This window comes from Pontibacter litorisediminis (genome assembly GCF_029360645.1).
Lineage (GTDB): Bacteria > Bacteroidota > Bacteroidia > Cytophagales > Hymenobacteraceae > Pontibacter > Pontibacter litorisediminis.
Genome location: NZ_JARDUA010000003.1, coordinates 703,462 through 724,925, shown reverse-complemented (window position 1 = coordinate 724,925; position 21,464 = coordinate 703,462). Strand labels below are relative to the sequence as shown.

Sequence of the window (21,464 nt, the reverse complement as noted above, 5' to 3'; positions counted from 1 at the left end):
ATCGGCCTTAGCTAACGCTGCTTAGAACCTTTTTCAATGCTGTTTTATTAGCAATATGATGAAAAACAACCTCTTGGTTTTAATCCAACATTCAAAACAGCAAAAGCTGGCACAAATATAAGACACTTCGATTTTTTATAATATCCAGACAAATAAAGCAAGTACAGCATTGGCAAACAATACAATTAAAATATTTATAGCAATCCAATATATAGCCATTCTGTAACTATAATTTTACCCATAACAATGTATATATAACATAGCTTATATTGAATAACATGAACGGTGCACGGTTCCTGAAATTCATTTTCACCAAAGTGTGAATTTATCTAAGTCTCTTGTTCTTGCTCACTTGTTGCAACACTGGCCTAAATCCAATATCACCCCTTTATACAGCTAGACTTTGCAGCGGAAAAACAGTCCTAACCTCCCAAACCGGTGCAAGACTTTGGCCGTGGGCGGTGCTCCTAACAAGGCGTGGAGAAAGAAAGTATAATCATTACCTTTGTAGACTTATTTATCCAGTAGCTAAACCAGATACCTTATGAGCGCCAGAAGCTTTGAACTGCTATTAGAAACCGCCTTCGACAGCCCCTCCCCACACGTTTTTGAGGAAGGAGCCGCTACGGTGTACACCGACCTGGAGCGCGCCCTGCGGGAGGCCAAGACCTCGAGAGGCGGCAGCCGGGAGCAACTGAGCTACCGCTTTGAGCGCCTGCGCCTGGGAGTGGCCATTGCGTTTGTAAAGGCTTTCATTCGCCTGGCCGACAACGAGAAGAGCAAGGAGGTGCTGGAGGTGCTACAGGAAGCGGTGCAAGCGAAAAACACCCGCGAGATAGATAAGGTCGTGCAGAAGCGCATCGCTACGTTTGACAACCTGTACCACGAGATTTTCGTGAACCCGCAGCGTGAGGAGATATTGCACCTGTTTGAGCAGACGCTGGATGCCGGCACGAAGGAGGAACTGGACGAGCTGATTCTGGACGGGCTGGAGCTGTTGGCCGAGGTGGACTGGGACGCCCCCCAAAACCCGGAAGAGGACGATGATGACGCGGAGCCGCTGGACGAGGACTTCCTGAAAAGCCTCTGATCAAGTACAAGGCATGGAGATCACGCTCACCACACCTGCTTTGCTGTTCCCGGCGCTGTCGCTGCTGTTGCTGGCCTTCACCAACCGTTTTCTGGGTCTGGCCACGCTCATCCGCAACCTCAAAGACCGCTATGCCTCGTCCCGCAGTCAGTTAGTTTTCAGTCAGATCGAGAACCTCCGCAACCGGCTTGTCCTGATCCGTAACATGCAGGCCTTCGGCACTTTGAGCATGTTTGGCTGCGTGCTCTGTATGTTCCTGCTGTTTGCCGACTACCAGGAGGCCGGCAAGTATGTTTTTGCCTTCAGTTTGCTTATGATGCTGATCTCTTTGGCGCTGGCCATCCGCGAAATCCAGATTTCGGTGAAGGCGCTGGAGCTGGAGCTGAACGACCTCGAGGGGAGCGCTGAAAAGTAACAGCAAAAGCCTCCGTAGCAACTCTTAACCCATAACTCTAAACTCTTAACTGATTACATGACCGACCCGAAGAAACTGGCGATAAAGGATTTTGTGTATGAGCTGCCCGAGGAGCGCATTGCTAAGTTTCCGCTACCGGAGCGCGATCAGTCTCAGCTGCTGCTCTACCGCCAGGGCCAGATAGCGGATCATACCTTTACTGACCTGCCACAACTGCTGCCCCCGCACACATTGCTGGTGTTTAACGATACCAAGGTGGTGCAGGCAAGGCTGCTGATGCAGAAAGAAACCGGGGGTTTGGTAGAGATTTTTTGCCTGGAGCCCGTGGCCCCGCACCGGGAGGTGCAGCTGGCCATGCAGCAAACAGGCGGCAGCACCTGGAAATGCCTGGTAGGCAACAACAAGCGCTGGAAAAGCGGCCCTGTAGTCTTACAGTTTGATGGAGGTGAGCTGCAGGCAGTGCGCGAGGCGCAGCAGGAAGGGCATTTCCTGATACGTTTCACGTGGCAACCAGCCGAGCTTCCCTTTGCCGAGGTGCTGGAGCGCTGTGGCCGCTTGCCCCTGCCTCCTTACCTTAACCGCGACCTCACCCCAGACGACCACACCCGCTACCAAACCATTTACGCGAACCAACAGGGAGCCGTGGCCGCTCCGACTGCCGGCCTGCACTTTACCGACCGCGTGATGGAAGCGCTGAAGGCCCAAGGTACAGATACGGCTTACCTGACGCTGCACGTGGGTGCCGGCACGTTTAAACCGGTAAAAGCCGACACCATGGAGGCGCACGAGATGCATGCCGAGCAGCTCTACCTTACCAAAAGCATACTGGAGAGGCTTTTGCACCAGCAAGGCAACCCGGTGATACCGGTGGGCACCACCAGCATGCGCAGCCTGGAGAGCATCTACTGGTTAGGAGCTAAAGTACTGGCGCAGCCCGACCTGCCACAGCAGGAGCTGCACGTAAGCCAGTGGCAAGCCTACGAAAGTATAAATCCGCCAGCTGCCTCGGAGGCACTGCAGGCACTGTTGCATTTCATGGAGCAACTAAATATAGACCACCTGCACGCCAGCACGCAGATCATCATCGCACCGGGCTATACCTTCAGGATGTGCCACGGCTTGGTAACCAACTTCCATCAGCCGGAAAGCACCTTGCTTCTATTGGTTTCGGCGCTAATTGGGGAGAACTGGCGCAAGGTATACCAGCATGCCCTGCAGCACGGCTACCGCTTCCTGAGCTACGGCGATAGCTCGCTGCTGCTGCCATAGCAGACTAAAATTTCGGGCGTGGTTCTTTAGACCCGCTTATGCCACATTCACAGCTCAACCGGGCCAGGGTTTTAGCTATAGCCGGCCGAAGATTTGAACGCTCGCAACATAAACCAGCATGAACCAACTCTGCTGGTATAAAACATAAAGGGCCGCCCAATTGAGCGGCCCTTTATGTTTGTAATATATGTTAGCTTCTATTTCTGCACTTTTGCCACGCCGCCGTTAAGGCCGTATTCAGAGATCAGGTAAGCCAGCGAGGCCATGGAAGCAGCTCCTAACTGCATCTCCCGGCGGTTCACCTGCTCAAAGGTGTCAATCTCGGTGTGGTGATAGTCGAAGTAGCGCTGGGAGTCCGGCTTAAATCCGATCAGCGCCACTGAGCCCTGTCCTTTCAACGGGCCGATGTCAGCACCGCCGTAGCCAGGGGCAATATCGTGCAGGCCGTAAGGCGCCAGCAAAGGCTTCCATGCCAGCACTGCCTGCAGTTGCTCTTTGGTACCGTCCAGCCCAAAGCCACGCGGGGTAAAACCACCGGCATCCGACTCAATGGCGGCAACGTGCTTTTCGCCTTTCGCTTTGGCCACTTCGGCATACTTGCTGCCACCGCGCAGGCCGTTCTCCTCGTTCATAAACAGCACCGCCCGGATCGTGCGCTTTGGCTTAATGCCCAGGTCGTTAAACAGGCGCAGCACCTCTATCGACTGCATACAGCCTGTGCCATCGTCATGTGCGCCTTCCCCCACGTCCCAGGAGTCGAGGTGGCCGCCTACCACGATGATCTCATCCGGTTTCTCCGTGCCTTTTATCTCCCCGATCACGTTGTAGGACAGCACATCCGGCAGCACTTCGGAGGTCATGCGCATGTAGAACTTCAGGTTCGGATCATTTTTCAGCAGCTGGCTCAGTTCGTTTGCGTGTTTCGTGCTGATGGCGGCGGCAGGGATCTTCTCCACCCCGTCCTGATAGCGCGTGTTACCAGTGTGCGGAATATCCTGGATATCGTTTGTCATGGAGCGCACCAGCACCCCTACAGCTCCCAATTTGGCCGCCGCTACCGGGCCACCGCCACGCTGGTCTACTGCGTCGCTATAGGCTGCCCCCGTTACAATATGTGTGTTGTCGAAGGGGCGGTTGAAGAACACGATCTTGCCTTTTACCTTCTTTTTACCCAGTTTCTCCAGTTCCTCAAAACTGTGAACCTCCACTACCTCTGCGCTCAGCCCCTGCTTGCCGGTACCCACCGAAGCACCAAGTGCCATGATGTTCATGTCTGCAGTGCCTACCAGTTTGGAGTTGATCACGCGGCCGATCTCTTTATCGCCACGCACCCAATGCGGCACCATCACCTCCTGCAGGTAAACTGTGTCCAGGTTCATCTTTTCCATTACCTGGCGGCTCCACTCCACGGCGGCAGCGGCCTGTGGCGATCCGCTCAGGCGGGCACCGATGTTCTTGGTAAGAAAACGCAGGTTCTCGTAGCTCTCGTAGCTGGTGAGGGCATTGTCGTAGATCCTTTTGATCGTGGCCGAGTCCTGGGCATAGTTTTGCGCCATCGCCGGCAGGGTTAACACCGTAGTGGCAGCTGCCGCCAGCAGACAACGTAAGTTCTTTTTGTTCAGCATTTCAGTTAAAGGTGAAATAGGATTTAGTTAGAGGCCTTTAATTTAAGAATTTTATTTCAGAGTTGCTTGTCACAGACACCTTCTGGTTGTACATGAGTGACCTCTTAATCCGCAAACGCTTACTTCTATAGACGCAGCTTTGGCTGTTTTGAAACAAGCTATACCTGGTAGACACTGCTGATTATCGGCTTTAAACCGTTGCCGCGAGCTTGTAGTGCGTATTTGATTACTTCCTCTCTCGCTGTTTCGAACATCCTTGTCCGGAGCCTTCCCTGCTGCGGATCTCTTAATCCACGCAAGCCATGCCTTATACTTGGGCTATACTTTATACTTTCTCTGGCGCAAGCGTCCGCTTGTGCCGCTATTAGCCATAGCTTCCCTTAATCTGAACCTAGCTATCCTTGCTAGCCACTGTTCATCCATAGCCTTACCACCTGCTTGTTTCAGCTCTGGCTTTGGAGCTCTCCAGCCCGAGCGGGCTCGTCTTCGGGCATCGCGCTGGGAGCTTTTCCTGCCCTCGTGCCTCGGGCTGCCTCACTAGCGTTCGGCACCGGAAAAACTCGCATAGGCGCTCAACCCAAAGACTGGGTATCATTCCAATAGCGAGTGCTGACGTAGATTCAGCAAAGTTGTGAGAGGATGATAATCGCCTGCTAATTCCCCTCCTCGGAGGGGCTAGGGGAGGGCTAATCGTTTCCAAGAGCTCCCCTCCTTAGTTAAAGAGGGCAGGAGTAGTCGGAGCCGGTGCCGCAGAAGCGCAGCAAGAAGCCTTTGCAGCAGAGAAAGCCTTGGGCTCAAAAGCTTAGACTGTGCAACCATGAACGTAAAGAGCAACGGCATTTCTACCGTTGCTCCTTACGTTCTATACTTTCCTTGCTTTTATTTCATCAGCTTCTCCATCTGCTGGCGGCTTACGTCCAGCAGACCAACTTCGGGGAGGCGGCTGGTGAGCTCGCGCCAGTTCGGGTCTTTCTTGTACACTTCGCGCAGCAACTTGGAGGCTTCCTCTACCTGCCCGCTATTAGCCAGACCAATAGCGTGCCAGTACTTCATCTCCAGATTGTCCGGAAACATTTCCTCTGCTTTGCCATACGCTTCCATAGCCTGCTGCATCTGCCCTTTCTCTATGGCCAGGTCGCCGGCGTTCATGTACTCGTAGGCACGGTACACTTTCAGTAGCCGCTCCAGTTCTTCCAGCGGCCGGGGATGGTCGTCTACGCGCAGGTCAATGGTCTTGTCATCCCAGGGCTGATCGCTTTTCTGGCCCTTTACCACCACCAGCGCCGCCGACTGCTTGCCCCGTATATCGCCGCCCTCGCGCTCGGCGGCCTGCATGGCCAACAGCACCCGCTCTGCCAGCGGCTGCCCCTCGCTCCGCTCAAAGGCCTTTGCCATGGCCGGCCATACTTTATCGGTCAGCATCATGTTAGCCTGCACCGAGAAATTCTGCCCCGATATATGGCCAGCGTAGCGGATGCACTGCTTGCCGGTATGCGTGGCCACGTTTCCCTTGGTGTCAAGTATGGCGACCTGGCGCACCTCGCGGGCCTCATCATCCGCCAGAAGTATGGCCAGCGCCTCCTCCGGCGTCTTCCCCTCCCTCAGCAGCGCCAGGCCCCGCGGGCCAAACGATTTGTTGGTGAACGACTGTGTGGCTACCACGCCTACACCAGCCTCCACCCACGGCACAGCTGTGCCCACTGAGAACCAGTGGCTCTGCACCCCTACGGCCATCTCGCCGGTTTTCGGGTCGCGGGCCACTATTGAGTATGTGTGCGCCAGCGGCTCCTCTGCCTTAAACGCCTGCGCTTTGGCCGATCCCAGTGAGGCCAACAATGCTACTCCCATCGCTAAAAGTGTGGTTTTATACTTTTTCATATGGATGATGTATACGTAGTTTAGATAAGTGGTTTTGCTGCGGTCGCGCCAGTGCAAAAATAATAACTGGCTCCTGATAACTATATTATACTTACATTTATAGCCTCTTGTATACCAGCGACTAATAAATATCGCTATTTATATTTAAGCTAGCCCGCGTTTGGCAGCAACAACCTCCTCCAAAAATAGTAGTATAACTATGTATGGCAAAAATGCCGGTGCAGGCCTGCATCAACCTAGGCCCCTAATCCCTTATAAATGAAAAATTTACCAAGAAACAATAAGATTGACAAGATGGCGATGCTGATTGACGGCGACAATGCCCAGCCCAGCCTCATCACCAAACTGCTGGCCGAAGCCGGCAAGTATGGCTCCCCCACCATCCGCCGCATCTACGGCGACTGGACCACCCCCCAGATGAACGGCTGGAAAGACTGCCTGAACAACCACGCCATTCAACCCATCCAGCAATTCCGCTACACGGTGGGCAAAAACGCCACCGACAGTGCCCTGATCATCGACGCCATGGATTTGCTGCACTCCGGCCTGGCCGACGGCTTTTGCATCGTCTCCTCCGACAGCGACTACACCCGCCTGGCCACCCGCATCCGCGAAGAAGGCATTTTTGTGATGGGCATTGGCCAGCGCAAAACGCCAAAACCTTTCGTAAATGCCTGCAACGTGTTCATCTTTACCGAGAACCTGCGGGATGACATTGATGCGAAGATAGACGAAGCCGAACGCAGCGGCGATAACGCCAGCAACCAGCAGCGTCCAAACCCGGTGCCGCTCCTGAAAGAGGCTTTTGCCATGTCGGCCGATGAGGACGGATGGGCGCACCTGGGCATGATGGGCACGAACCTGCGACAGCTCGACCCCAGCTTCGACCCGCGGACCTTTGGGTACGGCCAGCTGCTGCAGCTCATCAACGCCTATAAAGATATCTTCACCATCCGCAAAGAGGAGGACAAAGGGCGTTCGGCCGTGTACGTGAAGCGCAAGGAAAACAGCCGCCGCACATCCCGAAAAAAAGCCACGGCTGAGCCAGCCGCCGACAAGAAATACCCCCCGCAAACGTAAAGACACAGGACAGCCCGAAGTATAGCCTTATACTTCGGGCTGTCCTTTTTTATGGCCTTAACCATCTCACAATACACCTGTAACCATGCCTTAACATTCCCCTTCTACTTTTGTGGCCTCTACTACAGCAACTATGGAATTAGTACTGGCCACCTTCACGGCGCTTTTCACGGTGGTAAACCCTTTCGGGGCCATGCCGGTCTTTATCACCCTCACCCAAGACGACACTGCCGGCAACCGTACCCAGCAGGCGCTGCGGGCTTGTATTTACATGGCGCTCATCCTTTCGGTCTTTTTTCTGGCAGGGCAGTATGTGCTCAACTTCTTCGGCATCAGGCTTACCGACATCAGGATTGCCGGCGGGCTGATGATCATGCGGGCAGGCTTTGGGCTGCTTACCAGCAAGGCGCACCGGGGCAAGAAAGTATCCAAAGGTGTGCTAAGGGAGGGGCTGGAGAAAGACGACATCTCTTTTACGCCGCTGGCCATGCCCATGCTTTCGGGCCCGGGCTCCATTGCCGTAAGCATTGGCATGTTCACCTCCGCCCTCTCCTACTCTGACATCAGCCTTATACTTCTGGCTATTACGCTGGTAGCCGCCGCCACTTTTGTCATACTTGCTTTCTCGCACCAGCTGGTCAATTACCTGGGCAAGGCCGGGCTGTCGGCACTCTCGCGCATCATGGGCTTTATCGTGCTTTCCATCGGCGTAAACTTTGTAACGACTGGCATACTTGCAGTGTTCTTTGAAGGGAGATAAGCCACTCCCTTACTGCTTGGCCTAGCGGATGTTTTTTTGGCCTGCCCCAACCACGCGGCGCAAAGCACAGTACAAAGCTTTTAACACACAATAAGAGGTTTTGCGGCTGTCGCTTTGGTGATAACAATCATCTTCCTTCAGTCGGTATTTTTAACGTATCTTTGCGCCATGCAACTGAAGAACGATCTGCTATTGAGAGCTGCCCGTGGTGAGGCCGTGGAGCGCACCCCCGTTTGGCTGATGCGCCAGGCTGGCCGTATTTTACCTGAGTACCGTGCCGTACGCGAGAGCCTGAGTGGCTTTAAAGAACTGGTGGAGACACCGGATCTGGCCGCTGAGGTAACCATACAACCCGTGGATATCCTGGACGTGGATGCTGCCATCATCTTCTCGGATATACTGGTGGTGCCGGAGGCCATGGGCTGCACCTATGAGATGATTGAGAAGCGCGGGCCTATTTTCCCGAACACCGTGCGCACAGAGGAAGACCTGAAAAAGCTGCGGGTGGCCGACCCGCACGAGCACCTGCACTACGTGCTGGATGCCATCAAGATCACGAAAAAGGCGTTGAACGGGCGCGTGCCGCTTATCGGTTTTGCCGGCGCCCCCTGGACGATCCTGGCTTACATGGTGGAAGGCAGCGGTTCCAAAACGTTCTCCCATGCCCGCGGCATGCTGTACACCAACCCGAAGCTGGCGCATCAGCTCCTGCGCATGATCACCGACACCACCATCGCTTACCTAAAGGCACAAGTCGAGGCGGGTGCTAACCTGATCCAGGTGTTCGACTCCTGGGCAGGTATACTTTCACCAGCGCACTACCGGGAGTTTGCCTTGCCGTACATCTCTGAGATTTGCAACGCCATCCGCAATGTGCCGGTAACGGTGTTCGCCAAAGGCGCCTTCTTCGCGATGGAGGACTTCAGCAAATTGAACTGCGAGACCATTGGCCTGGACTGGAACATGGAGGTGAGCAAGGCCCGCCAGCAGGTAGGCCCCAACAAAACGCTGCAGGGCAACATGGACCCATGCCTGCTCTACAGTTCCTTCGAGACCATCCAGGAAGAGACGATCAAGATGCTGAAGGAGTTTGGCCCGCAGCGCCACATCGCCAACCTGGGCCACGGCGTTTACCCGGATACGGACCCCGAGAAAGTGAAATGCTTTGTGCAGACCGTGAAGGAGTTCAGCCCGATCATCAAAGAATAACAGCGGAAATGGGCAGCAGGCAAATACGGCAGAGTTTCACGTTGCTTCTTGCTCTTTTGCTCTTCCTGCCCGCATCTGCTCAGACGGATACAACAGCGTCGGCAAGCCCAGAAGTTAGCTTCACCGGGTTTGCCGACATTTTTTATGCCTATGATTTTAATGAGCCAGCGCTTGGTTACCGACAGCCGTTCCTGTACAACCACAACAGGCACAATGAATTTAACCTGAACCTTGCTCTGCTTAAAGTATCTGTTAACCACCCGAGGTACCGCGGAAACATAGCGCTTCAGGCGGGTACCTATGCCATGGACAACTATGCGGCAGAGGAGGAGCTGCTGCAGCACGTATTTGAGGCCAATGCGGGAATCGCCATCACCCCGGACCGGCGGCTTTGGTTGGACGCAGGTATATTGGGCTCCCACATAGGGTTCGAGAGTGCCGTTTTAGCGGACAACCTTACCCTTACCCGTTCCTTACTGGCCGAGAACTCGCCCTACTTTCTTTCTGGTGCGAAATTTACCTACACCCCAACTCCTGCCTGGACCGTGGCGGCAGTAGTGGCGAATGGTTGGCAGCGGATAAAGCGGGTACCGGGCAACTCTCTCCCTTCCTTCGGCACGCAGGTAAACTACTCACCATCCCAAGCCCTTGCCCTTAACTGGAGCACCTTTATTGGCACCGACGATCCCGACAGCAACAGGAGGATGCGCTACTTTAATAACCTTTACGCACAGCTCGGCATCTCAGAAAAACTTATACTTATAACTGGTTTTGACATTGGGCTGCAACAGGAGCAGAAAGGCAGCAACCACTATGATGTCTGGTACAGCCCGGTAGCGATAGCAAAGTATAAACTCAGCAGCGCTTGGTCCGTGGCAGGCAGGGCAGAGTATTATCAGGATAAAAAAGGAGTGATCATACCTTCACCAGCAGGCTTCCAGGTAAGCGGCTTTTCGCTGAACACAGACTACGCTCCAAGACCCAATATAATCTGTCGCCTCGAAGGCAGGTGGCTGAACGGCAGCAAGCCAACATTTTCGGAAGGAGCCTCCTTAACGGAGACCAACCTTTTCATTACCAGCTCCATCGCACTCAAAATCACCAAATAGAGAGGTCCGGCTGCAGCACACAACCGGACCTCTCTATTCTAGTTTAAGCTTCCTGTCCTGCCACGTGGCACTTCCCCTTAGCCAATGGCCAGGTGCGACGCCGGGTACTTGTAGGCGGTAGAGGACGCCCTGGTACTCAGCGCCAGCGCCAAGGTTAGGGTCCCCACCCTGCCGATGTACATCGAAAGGATAATCACACTCTTGCCCACATCCGAAAGACCTGCCGTTATACCCGTACTCAGGCCCACCGTGGCAAAAGCCGACACCTGTTCAAAAGCCAGGTTAATGATGTCGTACTGCGGATCTGAAATGGAAAGGATGAAGATGAACACAATGTTCACGATGGAGGCGAATATAAACACGGTGAAGGCCTTATAGGCCACAGAATGCGGAATGGTGCGGTGCCCGATCTCCATATTACGCTTGTTCCGCACGGTGGCGGCCACGGCGTAAAGCACAACCGTAAACGTGGTGGTTTTGATGCCCCCACCCGTAGACCCGGGCGATGCCCCGATAAACATCAGGAACATGAACATCACCAAAGTTGGCACACTCAAGGCGGAAATATCCACTGTGTTAAACCCTGCGGTACGCGTAGTTACTGATTGGAAGAAGGAGACGATCAAGGCCTCGGCAAAGGTTAACTGCGACAAGGTGTTGAAGTACTCCAACAGAAAAAAGCCGACTGTACCCACAGCAATTAATACAACAGAAGTATAAACAATCACCCGGGTCAGCATTTTCCAGTTCTTCCATGGTGCCGCCATACGCGCACGCATAGCGGCTGGCGAGAATATATCAATAATGGCCGGGAAACCCAGCCCGCCAAAGATAATAAGCAGGGACACCACTAAATGCAGCACATAAGAAAACCGCACAGGATTAGTGTAAAGCCCCTCCGGAAACAAGGAAAAACCGGCATTGCAAAACGCAGACACGGCATGAAACACGGAAAAGAAGATCTTGCTGCCCAGGTTAACGAATGGCACCTCCGGCCCCCAGCTCATAAAAATCATTACGGCCCCCATTCCCTCTATGGTTAACGTAAGCAAGATGAGGTTACGCAGCAGGCCCTTGGCGGAAAACAAAGACTCGCTATCCAGTAATTCATGCATGGCCACGTGTTGCTTCACGCCAATACCCTGCCGCATGAGCGAGGCAAAGAAGGTGGCGAAGGTAAGGATACCCAAGCCCCCCATCTGTATGAGCAACAACAGCACCACTTGGCCTGGGAAGGTAAAATAAGTACCCGGGTCCACTACAGCCAGGCCCGTAACGCAGGAAGCGCTGGTGGCCATGAACAAGGCATCCAGAAACCGAATCCCATCGGGGGCATTCGTCATCTTCGGGAGCATGAACAGCCCGGTGCCCAACAGGACCAGGAATATAAAGCTCAGCAGGAAGGTGATGGAAGGCTTAAGCTGCAGGGTTTTCAGGTGCACCCGCGTCTCGAGCAGCTCTACGAGCAGGAACACCAGCATGTACATGGATACCAGCACCCGGTACCATTCCACCGAAAGCGGAATGCCCACGCCCTCAAAGACGTTGTAGATCAGAGGTATCCCAAAGCCATAGGTAAACACCTGGTTCAGGAACACGATCGTCATTAAAGCACCTTCGAACCAGGTGCGCCGCAGAAATTTTACCCGCTCAAACGTGTAAAGTATGCGGAGAAAATAAATGATCACAAAAACGGCCAGGATGCCATCGATGGCATAAAAAAGGAACCGAAGCTGCGTCGGATCCTCTACCACCCCGTGCGCCAGCACCAGCAAGCCGATAGCCAGAATGGTTAGAACGTAAGTTGTCCGGCGCATAATCTTATACGCGGTCAGCTTACTGTCATACAATACCCGGTTAAGCGTTTCTGTATTCATGTGTTTCAAACAGCTTTATACGCTGTGCCTCCTCATACAACCGCTGCTTGTCGATGGGCACCACGCCTACCTGCTCGCAAACAAGGCCTCCGCCCAGGTTGCTAAGGCCGGCCATAAATTGTACTGAAGTCTTGAGCGCCATGCATACCGCTGCGATGCTGATTACGGTATCACCAGCACCTGATACGTCAGAAATAGAACGGCGGTGCGCCTCGATGTACGTTTTCTCTTTGCCATCGGCCACAAACACGCCTCTTTCGGACAAGGTTACCAGCACCTGCTTCACCTGCAGGCGCTCCTGCAGCTCCTCCACGGCATCCTCAAAGGCAGGCAGGTTCTCATCGGCAAAGTCAGCTTTCAAGCCCTCTTTCAGCTCTTTCAGGTTCGGCTTAAACAGCGTGCAGCCCACATAACTCAGGAAATTCTTTTTCTTCGGGTCGATCACGCTCGGCACCCCCCGCTGGTTGGCCAGCTCCAGGAAGCGCCTGATGTTCTGCTCTGAAAAGACGCCCTTGTCGTAGTCCTCAAAGATCACCACATCAGCCTGCCCCAGCAGGTGCAGAAAACGCTCCTCCAGGTGGCGCTCCTCATAATCCGTCAGGTTGTGCTCTATTTCGGAGTCTACGCGCAGCAGCTGCTGTGCCCCGGCAATAATACGGTGCTTGATGGTGGTTACCCGCTCCGGGCTCTGCACAATGCCTTCTGTCGGCAAGCTTTTCTCCTCCATCAGGCGCAGGTAATCGGCCCCGTCCTGGTCATCCCCGATAACGGAGCACAGCAGCGGCAGGGCACCCATGGCCTGCACGTTCAGGGCTACGTTGGCCGCACCGCCCAGGCGCTTCTCCCGCTTCACCACGTTTACGATCGGCACGGGAGCCTCTGGCGAGATGCGGGAGGTCTTGCCCCAAAGGTAGGAGTCGATCATCACGTCGCCCACCACCAGCACTTTAAGGCTGTTGAAAGCCTCAAAAATGCCTTCTAAGCTATTATATTGATTCATTACTGCAGTTTTGCGAGACTGTTCTTGATGCGGCGCAGCGCCTCTTTCAGTCTTTCGTCGGAAGTGGCAAACGAGAAGCGGATGCACTGTGGGGCACCAAACGCCTCACCGCTCACCACGGCCACATGGGCATCGCTAAGTATAAACATGCTCAGGTCCAGGGCGCTCTCAATGGTTTTGCCCTCATACTGCTTGCCAAAATAGGCGCTGATATCCGGGAAGATGTAAAAAGCCCCGTTGGGCAGGTACGTTTTGAAGCCAGGGATCTCGTTCATCAGGTCCAGCACCAGGTCCCGGCGGCGGCGGTAGGCCTCGGCCATCTCCAGGGCACTGGCGTTGCCACCCTTCAGGGCAGCAGCGGCGGCTTTTTGGGCAATAGAGCAGGTGCCGGAGGTAATCTGGCTCTGCATTTTATCGCAGGCGGAGGCAATCTCACGGCTCGCAGCCAGGTAGCCCACGCGCCAGCCCGTCATGGCATAGCCTTTCGAGAAGCCGTTCACTGTCACCACGCGGTCGCGTATAAAATCGATGTTGGCCATGCTGAAGTGCTTGCCGCCGAAGTTGATGTACTCGTAAATCTCGTCCGCGATCACGTGCACCTGCGGGTACTTCTCCAGCACGCGGGCAATGGCCATCAGTTCTTCCTCATCGAACACGGCACCTGTTGGGTTGCAGGGCGAAGAGTACATCACCAACTTGGTATTGCTTGTGATAGCTTTCTCCAACTGCTCGGCTGTCACCTTGTAGTCGTTCTCCAGGCGGCCCATTACCGGCACGGGCACCCCCTCGGCCAGCTTCACGATCTCCTCGTACGACACCCAGTAGGGCGAAAAGATAACCACCTCGTCGCCGGGGTTTACCAGGCACAGTACCGCATTGGCGATACTTTGCTTGGCGCCCGTGGACACCACGATCTGGTCCGGGGCATAGTCCAGGTTGTTGTCGCGCTTAAACTTTTTGGATATCTCCTCGCGCAGCTCCGGGTAGCCAGGCACCGGCGTGTAGAAAGTGAACCCATCGTCGATGGCTTGCTTGGCTGCGTCTTTAATGTATTGCGGCGTCTGGAAATCAGGCTCGCCAAAGCTCAGGTTGATCACATCGTAACCCTTGGCTGCCAACTCCCGGGCCTTTTTGGCCATGGCAATGGTCTGAGACTCAGCCAGGGATAATATTCTATCAGAAAGGACTGCTTTCGCTTCTTCTGTTTCTTGCATATGCTTCGTGTTAAGCCGGCAATTTACTCATAATGCCACAGACTTTCCAGTAACAGAAGGGAATATCAAAATTTGTAGTTTCTCTGCCCCAGTATTTTCAGCATGGATGCAACACATGTGCATAGCCGATACAATATCCGGCTGCAGGGGAAGGCGCTGCCCAGGAGCTTGTGGCCTGCCCATATAAGTATAGCGTTGCCCGACCGGCCTTACCACAGGTTCTGCGGGCAGAGCACTTTGGCCTTGTTGAAGATGCGCATGCCCAGCACCACTTCGTGATTGCCGTTGCCCATGCCGTAGTTTGCCTCCACGCCCCTATCGTAGGCGTAGCCTAAATCGAAGATGTGGTTGATGGTGACACCCGCCAGCACCCCAAAGTTGCCGTTCTGGCGGTAGGAGCCGCCGACCCAGAGCCGGTCCTGGTAAATGGCCCGCAAGTTGAAGTCAACGGAACCCGGCACGGTTTGCAGCCACATCAGCATCATGGAAGGCACCAGGCTTATCTCCTCCGTCACGTTAAAACGATACGCGCCCGTAAGAAAATAGTGCTCGTACAGCAGGTTCCGGTCCTCCACAGAGTTGTCGAAATTCACTGAGTTGCCCAGCAACTGCGTGCCAGACGTGCCGATGTAGAAATTGCTACCATACAGCCACAACCCAGCCGACAGGTTAGGCTTTACCATGTTCCAGCTGGTGTTAGCCGCATCGCCAGGATTGGCAAAGGCAAGCTCGCTGGCACGCTGCTGCTGCTGGATCAGCCCGGCACCGATGCCTCCTGAGAGCCGTATCTCCCGCGACAGGGCCAGGTGATAGGCATAGGCCATACTTGCCTCTGTTCTGTAAAAGGCCCCCAACCTGTCGTGCACGGCCAGTATACCGATGCCATGGTGTGGCCTGAACCGCTCGCTGACGCGCCCGCCCCGGTTGCTCCCCCCGAAGGACGGAGCCCTGCGGCCTGTGCTTTTGCGCCCGCCCCGGGAGGTGTAACCAATAGGGGCATGTGCGCTCAGGTAGTGGGTAACAGGCTCCCCCTCCACCCCCGACATAGCCGACCTGCTGCCTACCTTCACATCGGCGTAGTCCTCGATGCCTGCTATAGCCGGGTTTAGTAAATAATTGTTAATGGTGTACTGGCTGTACTGCGGTTTCTGCTGCGCGAGCACTGGCAAGGGCAAAAGGCAGATCAGAAGAAATGGTATAAGTTGCTTCATAGGGGCAGGTATCACTTAGTTCACAAGATTCAGGTAGCCAGTGAATTTGGCTTTGCCGGGCACGGTAACCACATAAAAGTATGTACTGACGGGAAGCGCCGCGCCACGGTAGGTACCGTGCCATTCGTTGCGGTAGTTGGTTTGCTCGAACACCAGGTTGCCCCAGCGGTTGTAAATCTCGACTTTGGCCTGTGGGTAGTACTCTATGTTCTTAATCTCCCAGGTATCGTTCACGCCGTCGCCGTTCGGGGAAAAGGCGTTGGGTATCTCCAGCAGCTGCCGCACGTTCACCACCACGCTTACCGTGTCCTCGCAGCCTTCCTCGTTGCGCACCGTTAAGGTGTAACGGGTGGTCTTCTCCGGGGTAGCTACGGGCGTGGCGCTGGTCGGGTCATTCAGCCCTGCCGCCGGGCTCCAGCTGTAGCTTGCGCCGCCGCTGCCATTCAGTCTGGTGCTGTCGCCGGCATTTATCTCCGGGTTCTGCACGCTGGCCGAGGCCACAGGCACAGGGTACACAAACGCCTGCACCGGCACCCGCTCCGTTTCGCAGCCGTTCCGGACGATAGCGACATAGTATGTGCGCGATTTTTGGAGTGCCGGTGTCTCGAACGCAGCTTTTGTAGCGCCGGCTATGGCTGTGGCAGAGGTGGCATCCTCGTACCACCGGAACTCCCCGTCAGTGCCGCCAATAGCAGAAAGCAGCACCTTGCCAGCCCCACAGGAAACGCCATCGTGCACCACAGGCGCCTCAGGCGCTGGCCATACTTTCACTTTTATACTGTTGGAGGAGATCGTCGCCCCGCACTTGTTCTGTAGTCTTAGAGCATACACACCGCTTTCTGTGGCCTGCAAGCTATTGGATCCGCTGGCGTACTCTTTTCCGTCGCGCAGCCAAATATATTCCACGTCTTTGTGAGCCTTTGTGCTGAAAAGCTCTACTGCGCCACCTTCACAAAACTCCAGTTCTCCTTTTGCTTCTATGGTAGCCACTTCTGGCTTCGTGCCAATCACCGCCTCTACCGGCACACGCTCGCTCTCGCACTGCCCGTTGGTAACAGCCACATAGTAAGTTGCTGATGCAGAAAGAACCGGGGTGGTAAAGGATGCCCCATTCGCACCTGGTATGGCATCCCCGCCTTTCGCAGCGGTATACCACCTGTACATGCCGTCCTTGCCTCCAGAGGCCTTTAAAGTGAGGGAAGACTTGGTGCAACCCACCACATGCTCGGCAGCAGGTGGCTCGGGCAGCCCCAGCAGTTCTACCCGCTGGCTGTTGCTGCTCTTAAACGTGCCGCACTCGCTCGTGATGGCTGCCGTATAAGCTCCTGCCTCGGTGGCCTGTAGCGTGTGGCTGCTGCCACTAATGGGTTTGCCATCTAAAAACCAGGCATACGTCACGTTCTTGTACTCCGGCACCGACAGCTTCACGTTGCCTCCCCTGCAGAACACCAGCTTACCGGCCGCGGCCACCTCAAAGACAGGCAAGGGTTGCTGGATGACAAACTCCACCTTGTTTGAGCTGCGCACGTAACCACAGAAGTTTGAGAGCTCCACTGTATACACGCCAGCCTCGGTGGCTGTGAACTCGTTTGACCTGTCGTGCACCGGCACGCCATCCTTTTTCCAGACATAGGCCGCACCCTCCTGCTCGGACACTCGCAGCTTTAAGCTTCCTTTCCCGCACACGATGAGTGGCTCCGTGTACTCAATCTTGGGAGCGGCCAACTTTGCAGACACCTCCACCTTCACCACATCCGATTTGCCCACGCAGCCATTATCGTCTACCACCTCCACGGCATACTCTCCCGTTTGGGTAACCGTAATGGACTGTGAGGTAGCGCCGTTGCTCCACTTATAGCTTTTGCCCGGGCTGGCCGTGAGCAGCACACTACCGCCAGCACAGATGGTGGATGGGCCGTTAAGTTTAATTTTGGGCTTTACGGCAGTTGAACAGGGAGCAACCTCTAATGACAGGGGAATGCCTCCCGCTGCTTTCGCAGGGGCGGCGAATGTGTAAAAACAAAGGAACAGCAGCAGCGTAGCAGGCAAGTACTTCGGCTGTCTAACAATAAGTTTACTTTTTGGTAAAGGTGATGCTTTCATAGGCACCGATGGCTATTACTACAACTTTATCCTACACATACTTATTTATATTATATTTGGTTCCAAGGGTGCTTTGGTTTAGTCTAAAAAATGTTGCAAAAATTTAATCTATATATTAAGATATGAGAGTATGTTTGTAGAAAGGCAGGCACAAAAAAAGGCTGCAGCGTTTAGCTGCAGCCTTTTTTACACTTTTGTATTGATCTTATACTTTACCGTAAGCCGTACGCTCCACGATGCTCCTGCCTAGCGTCACCTCATCGGTATACTCCAGCTCGCCTCCCACCGGCACGCCACGCGCAATGGTGGTGATGCGCAGGTTAAAGTCGCGTAGCTTGCGGGTAAGGTAGAAGGCCGTGGTATCGCCCTCCATGGTCGGGCTAATGGCCAGCAGTATCTCCTTTACCTCCGACTGCGGCAGGCGCTCCAGCAGTGACTCAATGTAGAGGTCGGATGGGCCTACACCCTCAATAGGCGAGATAACGCCACCTAACACATGGTACAGGCCTTTATACTGGGAGGTGTTCTCGATGGCAATCACATCGCGGATGTCGCTCACCACGCACAGCAACGTGCGGTCGCGGAGCGGGTTGGCACAGATGGAGCAGACCTCTGTATCGGAGATGTTGTGGCACTCCTTGCAGTGCTTCACCTCGGTGCGCATTTTCACCAGCGCCTCTGCCAGCGAGAGCGTATCCTCAGACTCCCGTTTAAGCATATGCAAGGCCAGGCGGAGCGCAGTTTTTCTGCCCACACCGGGAAGCTTCGCCAGCTCCTCAACGGCGTTCTCAATAAGTTTAGAAGGAAATTCCATTAATCCTGCAGCTCCTCCTCTACTCTATATCCGCTGAAAGGTCCTTGTCGTGCAGCGCCGTGCACATGCCTTTCAATTCCTCGAAAGAACCTACTTTCACGGTGCACTTGCCCTTGTAGTGGATCAGCATGGTGCACTGCTCCGCCTGCTCGGCCGTGTGGCCGCATACTTTGATCAGCGTGTCAATCACATGGTCAAACGTGTTCACGTCGTCGTTGTAGACCACCAGGTTGCGCAGGTCGGTGGTTTCTTCGAGCAATTCAACGTCAAACTCCTCTTTATGAAAAATATCTGTATCCCAATTCATACTGCAAAATTACTAAATTTTACCCACTAAAAGAAGTGTGGCGGCTAAGTATAACCGCCTGTTCCGCCGCCTTTTTGTACGTGCAAGGCGCATGGATTTTAACAAAATGCGGGCAGGTATGATTCCCTGTTTCCGTTCATACTTTAGCGGCTACCGGGCTGTGGTCTTTGTTTAAAAGGCAGATTAAGCGTTTCTTGCATACCTTATTTTCACACTGTTTATACTTACAAATGATGAATATTTCATACTTGCAAAAGCGGCTGTGCCTGCTCCTGCTTTTGGTGGTAGCCACCGCGCAGCTACAGGCCCAGGACAAGGTGCTGACCATGGAGGATGCCGTTGTCAACCCGGCCCTGCAGCCCCAGAACCTGCGCCAGCTGCAGTGGGTAGCCGGCACCAGCGACTTCACCTACATCAAGGCAGACAACGGCAACCAGGCGCTCGTGCGCGGCAACGCCACCTCCGACAGGCAGCAGGACATCCTGACGCTGGAGCAGCTGAACGCCGCCGTAACGGCCGCAGGCGCGGAGAAGCTCAGTACCTTTCCGACCCTGTACTGGCGCGACGGCAGCAATATGGTGATGGACGTGCAGAACCGCATCATCGGCTATGACCTCAAATCGGGCAAGGCGCGCGTTGTGATGACCTACGCCAAAGAAGCGGAGTACAAGGAACTGGACCCGACCATGCAGCGCCTGGCCTACACCAAAGGCAACAATTTATACTTGTCGGTGCCGGGCAAGGAGGACGTGGCCATTACACAGGAGGAAGACGCCGCCATTGTGAACGGGCAGGCGGCGCACCGCTCTGAGTTCGGCATCACCAAGGGCACGTTTTGGTCGCCAACGGGCAGCAAACTGGCCTTTTACCGCATGGATCAGAGTATGGTCACCGACTACCCGCTGGTGGATGTAGCGCCGCTGCCGGCGCAGCTCAACAACATTAAGTACCCTATGGCGGGCGGCAAGAGCCACCACGTGACAGTGGGCGTGTACGATGTGGCCTCCGGCAAAACGATTTACCTGCAAACCGGTGAGCCGGCCGAGCAGTACCTGACCAACATCACCTGGAGCCCGGACGAGAAGCATATCTACATCGCCGTGCTCAACCGCGACCAGAACCACCTGAAGCTCAATCGCTACAACGCCCAGACCGGCGCCTTTGAGCGCACGCTCTTTGAAGAGAAGCAGGAGAAGTATGTGGAGCCGGAGCACGGGTTATACTTTGTGCCGGGCAAGCCCGACCAGTTTGTGTGGGTAAGCGAGCGCAGCGGCTTCGACCATTTATACCTGTACGACACCAGCGGCAAGCAGCTGCGCCAGCTCACCAAAGGCAATTGGATGGTAACCGACATCCATGGCTTCAGCAAGAAAGGCGACGAGCTATACTATACCTCCACGGCCGAGAGCCCGCTGGAGCGCCACACCTACGCGGTAAGCCTGCGTAACGGCAAAAGCCGCCGTATCTCGCAGGGCAGCGGCGTGCACAGCGCCCAGCTCAGCCCCGACGCCAGGTATATTTTGGACAACTACAGCAGCCGTGAGGTGCCGCGCAAAATTATGGTGCTCAACACGCACGGCAAAGTAGAGCAAACGCTGCTGACGGCCCCTAACCCGCTTACCGCCTATAACCTGGGCGAGACGAGCATTTTCCCGATTAAAGCTGAGGACGGCACCGAACTGTACGCCCGCATGATCACGCCTCCGAACCTGGACAAGAACAAGAAGTACCCGGTGGTAGTGTATGTGTATGGCGGCCCGCATGTGCAGCTGGTGTCAAACAGCTGGCTGGGCGGCGCCAACCTCTGGATGCACCTGATGGCTCAGAAAGGCTACATCGTCTTTACCCTCGACTCACGCGGCTCTTCGGACAGAGGCCTGGCCTTTGAGCAGGCAACGTTCCGCCAGCTGGGTACGGTGGAGATGCAGGACCAGCTGCGCGGTGTGGAGTACCTCAAGTCGCTGCCTTACGTGGATACCGGGCGCCTGGGCGTGCATGGCTGGAGCTTCGGCGGCTTTATGACCACCTCGCTGATGACGCGCCACCCGGGCGTGTTTAAGGTAGGCGTGGCCGGCGGGCCGGTGATCGACTGGAAATATTATGAGGTGATGTACACCGAGCGTTACATGGACTCGCCGGAGCAGAACCCCAAAGGCTACGAGGATGCCAACCTGCTTAACCACGTAAAAAACCTGCAGGGCAAACTGCTCATGATCCACGGCACGGTAGACGATGTGGTGGTGTGGCAGCATAGCCTCCAGTTCCTGAAAAAAGCGGTGGACGAAGGCATCCTGCTCGACTACTTCGTGTACCCGGGCCACCCCCACAACGTGCGGGGCAAAGACCGGGTGCACCTGATGCGCAAGGTCACGCAGTACTTTGATGACAATTTATAGGTATAAAAAGAAAGGGCGCTGCATGTATCGGCGCCCTTTCTTTTTATACTTAGGAAGAAGGACATTTAGACAAAGGACAAAAGACTTTACAAGCACCGGTGCCCCCG

General features: G+C 54.8%; 17 protein-coding genes. 8 read left to right on the top strand and 9 right to left on the bottom strand.

Translation table 11 applies throughout. The features are described 5' to 3' along the window. The first annotated feature begins 544 nt into the window (after window positions 1-544). Genes PXG97_RS13155 through PXG97_RS13145 form a run of 3 tightly spaced genes read left to right on the top strand, consistent with a single transcriptional unit; the run spans window position 545 to window position 2,774 of the window. Window positions 545-1,090 (top strand): hypothetical protein, encoded by a 546-nt coding sequence (locus PXG97_RS13155; protein WP_276498209.1) that lies wholly within the window; start codon window positions 545-547, stop codon window positions 1,088-1,090. 13 nt (window positions 1,091-1,103) lie between these two features. After that, window positions 1,104-1,505 carry a DUF2721 domain-containing protein gene (locus PXG97_RS13150; RefSeq protein ID WP_276498208.1) on the top strand — a complete coding sequence of 134 codons (402 nt, stop codon included), beginning with the start codon at window positions 1,104-1,106 and terminating at the stop codon, window positions 1,503-1,505. 57 nt (window positions 1,506-1,562) lie between these two features. Then, window positions 1,563-2,774 carry an S-adenosylmethionine:tRNA ribosyltransferase-isomerase gene (locus PXG97_RS13145; protein ID WP_276498207.1) on the top strand — a complete coding sequence of 404 codons (1,212 nt, stop codon included), beginning with the start codon at window positions 1,563-1,565 and terminating at the stop codon, window positions 2,772-2,774. A gap of 197 nt (window positions 2,775-2,971) precedes the next feature. On the opposite strand, the gene PXG97_RS13140 is transcribed toward PXG97_RS13145, so the two are convergent. Further along, entirely contained in the window at window positions 2,972-4,399 is a 1,428-nt protein-coding gene (locus tag PXG97_RS13140; RefSeq protein ID WP_420851783.1) for a M20/M25/M40 family metallo-hydrolase, read from the bottom strand. Between the two features lie 879 nt (window positions 4,400-5,278). Beyond that, window positions 5,279-6,277 carry a DUF1028 domain-containing protein gene (locus tag PXG97_RS13135; RefSeq protein WP_276498206.1) on the bottom strand — a complete coding sequence of 333 codons (999 nt, stop codon included), beginning with the start codon at window positions 6,275-6,277 and terminating at the stop codon, window positions 5,279-5,281. 258 nt (window positions 6,278-6,535) lie between these two features. Between PXG97_RS13135 and PXG97_RS13130 the strand changes: the two genes are divergently transcribed. The 4 genes from PXG97_RS13130 (at window position 6,536) to PXG97_RS13115 (ending at window position 10,435) form a co-directional block, all read left to right on the top strand. Then, entirely contained in the window at window positions 6,536-7,357 is an 822-nt protein-coding gene (locus tag PXG97_RS13130) for an NYN domain-containing protein (protein WP_276498205.1), read from the top strand. Between the two features lie 133 nt (window positions 7,358-7,490). Further along, window positions 7,491-8,117, top strand: a complete 627-nt coding sequence (locus PXG97_RS13125; RefSeq protein WP_276498204.1) for a MarC family protein — start codon at window positions 7,491-7,493, stop codon at window positions 8,115-8,117. Between the two features lie 168 nt (window positions 8,118-8,285). Beyond that, window positions 8,286-9,326: a uroporphyrinogen decarboxylase gene (gene hemE / locus PXG97_RS13120; RefSeq protein WP_276498203.1), complete on the top strand. Its 1,041-nt coding sequence runs from the start codon at window positions 8,286-8,288 to the stop codon at window positions 9,324-9,326. Window positions 9,327-9,334: 8 nt separating this feature from the next. Continuing rightward, on the top strand, window positions 9,335-10,435 hold the full coding sequence (locus PXG97_RS13115) for a porin (protein ID WP_276498202.1): 1,101 nt from the start codon (window positions 9,335-9,337) through the stop codon (window positions 10,433-10,435). A gap of 77 nt (window positions 10,436-10,512) precedes the next feature. On the opposite strand, the gene PXG97_RS13110 is transcribed toward PXG97_RS13115, so the two are convergent. From PXG97_RS13110 to PXG97_RS13080, 7 genes are all read right to left on the bottom strand, one after another. Continuing rightward, window positions 10,513-12,312, bottom strand: coding sequence for a TrkH family potassium uptake protein (locus PXG97_RS13110; RefSeq protein WP_276498201.1), 1,800 nt, complete (start codon window positions 12,310-12,312; stop codon window positions 10,513-10,515). Then, window positions 12,293-13,312: a bifunctional heptose 7-phosphate kinase/heptose 1-phosphate adenyltransferase gene (locus PXG97_RS13105; RefSeq protein ID WP_276498200.1), complete on the bottom strand. Its 1,020-nt coding sequence runs from the start codon at window positions 13,310-13,312 to the stop codon at window positions 12,293-12,295. The genes PXG97_RS13110 and PXG97_RS13105 overlap by 20 nt, the downstream gene beginning before the upstream one ends. After that, complete coding sequence (locus tag PXG97_RS13100) at window positions 13,312-14,526, bottom strand: pyridoxal phosphate-dependent aminotransferase (protein WP_276498199.1); 1,215 nt, start codon at window positions 14,524-14,526, stop codon at window positions 13,312-13,314. The genes PXG97_RS13105 and PXG97_RS13100 overlap by 1 nt, the downstream gene beginning before the upstream one ends. A gap of 209 nt (window positions 14,527-14,735) precedes the next feature. Next, complete coding sequence (locus PXG97_RS13095) at window positions 14,736-15,737, bottom strand: PorP/SprF family type IX secretion system membrane protein (RefSeq protein WP_276498198.1); 1,002 nt, start codon at window positions 15,735-15,737, stop codon at window positions 14,736-14,738. Window positions 15,738-15,752: 15 nt separating this feature from the next. Next, window positions 15,753-17,624, bottom strand: a complete 1,872-nt coding sequence (locus PXG97_RS13090) for a T9SS type B sorting domain-containing protein (protein ID WP_276498197.1) — start codon at window positions 17,622-17,624, stop codon at window positions 15,753-15,755. 421 nt (window positions 17,625-18,045) lie between these two features. Beyond that, the gene (recR, locus tag PXG97_RS13085; RefSeq protein WP_276498196.1) at window positions 18,046-18,654 is read right to left on the bottom strand and encodes a recombination mediator RecR; all 609 of its coding nucleotides are present in this window, start codon (window positions 18,652-18,654) and stop codon (window positions 18,046-18,048) included. 19 nt (window positions 18,655-18,673) lie between these two features. Further along, window positions 18,674-18,961 (bottom strand): ATP-dependent Clp protease adaptor ClpS, encoded by a 288-nt coding sequence (locus tag PXG97_RS13080; protein WP_276498195.1) that lies wholly within the window; start codon window positions 18,959-18,961, stop codon window positions 18,674-18,676. Between the two features lie 230 nt (window positions 18,962-19,191). Between PXG97_RS13080 and PXG97_RS13075 the strand changes: the two genes are divergently transcribed. After that, a complete protein-coding gene (locus PXG97_RS13075; protein WP_276498194.1) occupies window positions 19,192-21,357 on the top strand; it encodes a S9 family peptidase in 2,166 nt (721 codons plus the stop codon). Window positions 21,358-21,464 lie beyond the last annotated feature (107 nt).

What these genes read in the sequence shown, in the direction of transcription:
- PXG97_RS13155 (WP_276498209.1), top strand. Translation starts at nt 545, where the DNA reads ATGAGCGCCAGAAGCTTTGAACTGCTATTAGAAACCGCCTTCGACAGC.
- PXG97_RS13150 (WP_276498208.1), top strand. Translation starts at nt 1,104, where the DNA reads ATGGAGATCACGCTCACCACACCTGCTTTGCTGTTCCCGGCGCTGTCG.
- PXG97_RS13145 (WP_276498207.1), top strand. Translation starts at nt 1,563, where the DNA reads ATGACCGACCCGAAGAAACTGGCGATAAAGGATTTTGTGTATGAGCTG.
- PXG97_RS13140 (WP_420851783.1), bottom strand. Translation starts at nt 4,399, where the DNA reads ATGCTGAACAAAAAGAACTTACGTTGTCTGCTGGCGGCAGCTGCCACT.
- PXG97_RS13135 (WP_276498206.1), bottom strand. Translation starts at nt 6,277, where the DNA reads ATGAAAAAGTATAAAACCACACTTTTAGCGATGGGAGTAGCATTGTTG.
- PXG97_RS13130 (WP_276498205.1), top strand. Translation starts at nt 6,536, where the DNA reads ATGAAAAATTTACCAAGAAACAATAAGATTGACAAGATGGCGATGCTG.
- PXG97_RS13125 (WP_276498204.1), top strand. Translation starts at nt 7,491, where the DNA reads ATGGAATTAGTACTGGCCACCTTCACGGCGCTTTTCACGGTGGTAAAC.
- hemE (WP_276498203.1), top strand. Translation starts at nt 8,286, where the DNA reads ATGCAACTGAAGAACGATCTGCTATTGAGAGCTGCCCGTGGTGAGGCC.
- PXG97_RS13115 (WP_276498202.1), top strand. Translation starts at nt 9,335, where the DNA reads ATGGGCAGCAGGCAAATACGGCAGAGTTTCACGTTGCTTCTTGCTCTT.
- PXG97_RS13110 (WP_276498201.1), bottom strand. Translation starts at nt 12,312, where the DNA reads ATGAATACAGAAACGCTTAACCGGGTATTGTATGACAGTAAGCTGACC.
- PXG97_RS13105 (WP_276498200.1), bottom strand. Translation starts at nt 13,312, where the DNA reads ATGAATCAATATAATAGCTTAGAAGGCATTTTTGAGGCTTTCAACAGC.
- PXG97_RS13100 (WP_276498199.1), bottom strand. Translation starts at nt 14,526, where the DNA reads ATGCAAGAAACAGAAGAAGCGAAAGCAGTCCTTTCTGATAGAATATTA.
- PXG97_RS13095 (WP_276498198.1), bottom strand. Translation starts at nt 15,737, where the DNA reads ATGAAGCAACTTATACCATTTCTTCTGATCTGCCTTTTGCCCTTGCCA.
- recR (WP_276498196.1), bottom strand. Translation starts at nt 18,654, where the DNA reads ATGGAATTTCCTTCTAAACTTATTGAGAACGCCGTTGAGGAGCTGGCG.
- PXG97_RS13080 (WP_276498195.1), bottom strand. Translation starts at nt 18,961, where the DNA reads ATGAATTGGGATACAGATATTTTTCATAAAGAGGAGTTTGACGTTGAA.
- PXG97_RS13075 (WP_276498194.1), top strand. Translation starts at nt 19,192, where the DNA reads ATGATGAATATTTCATACTTGCAAAAGCGGCTGTGCCTGCTCCTGCTT.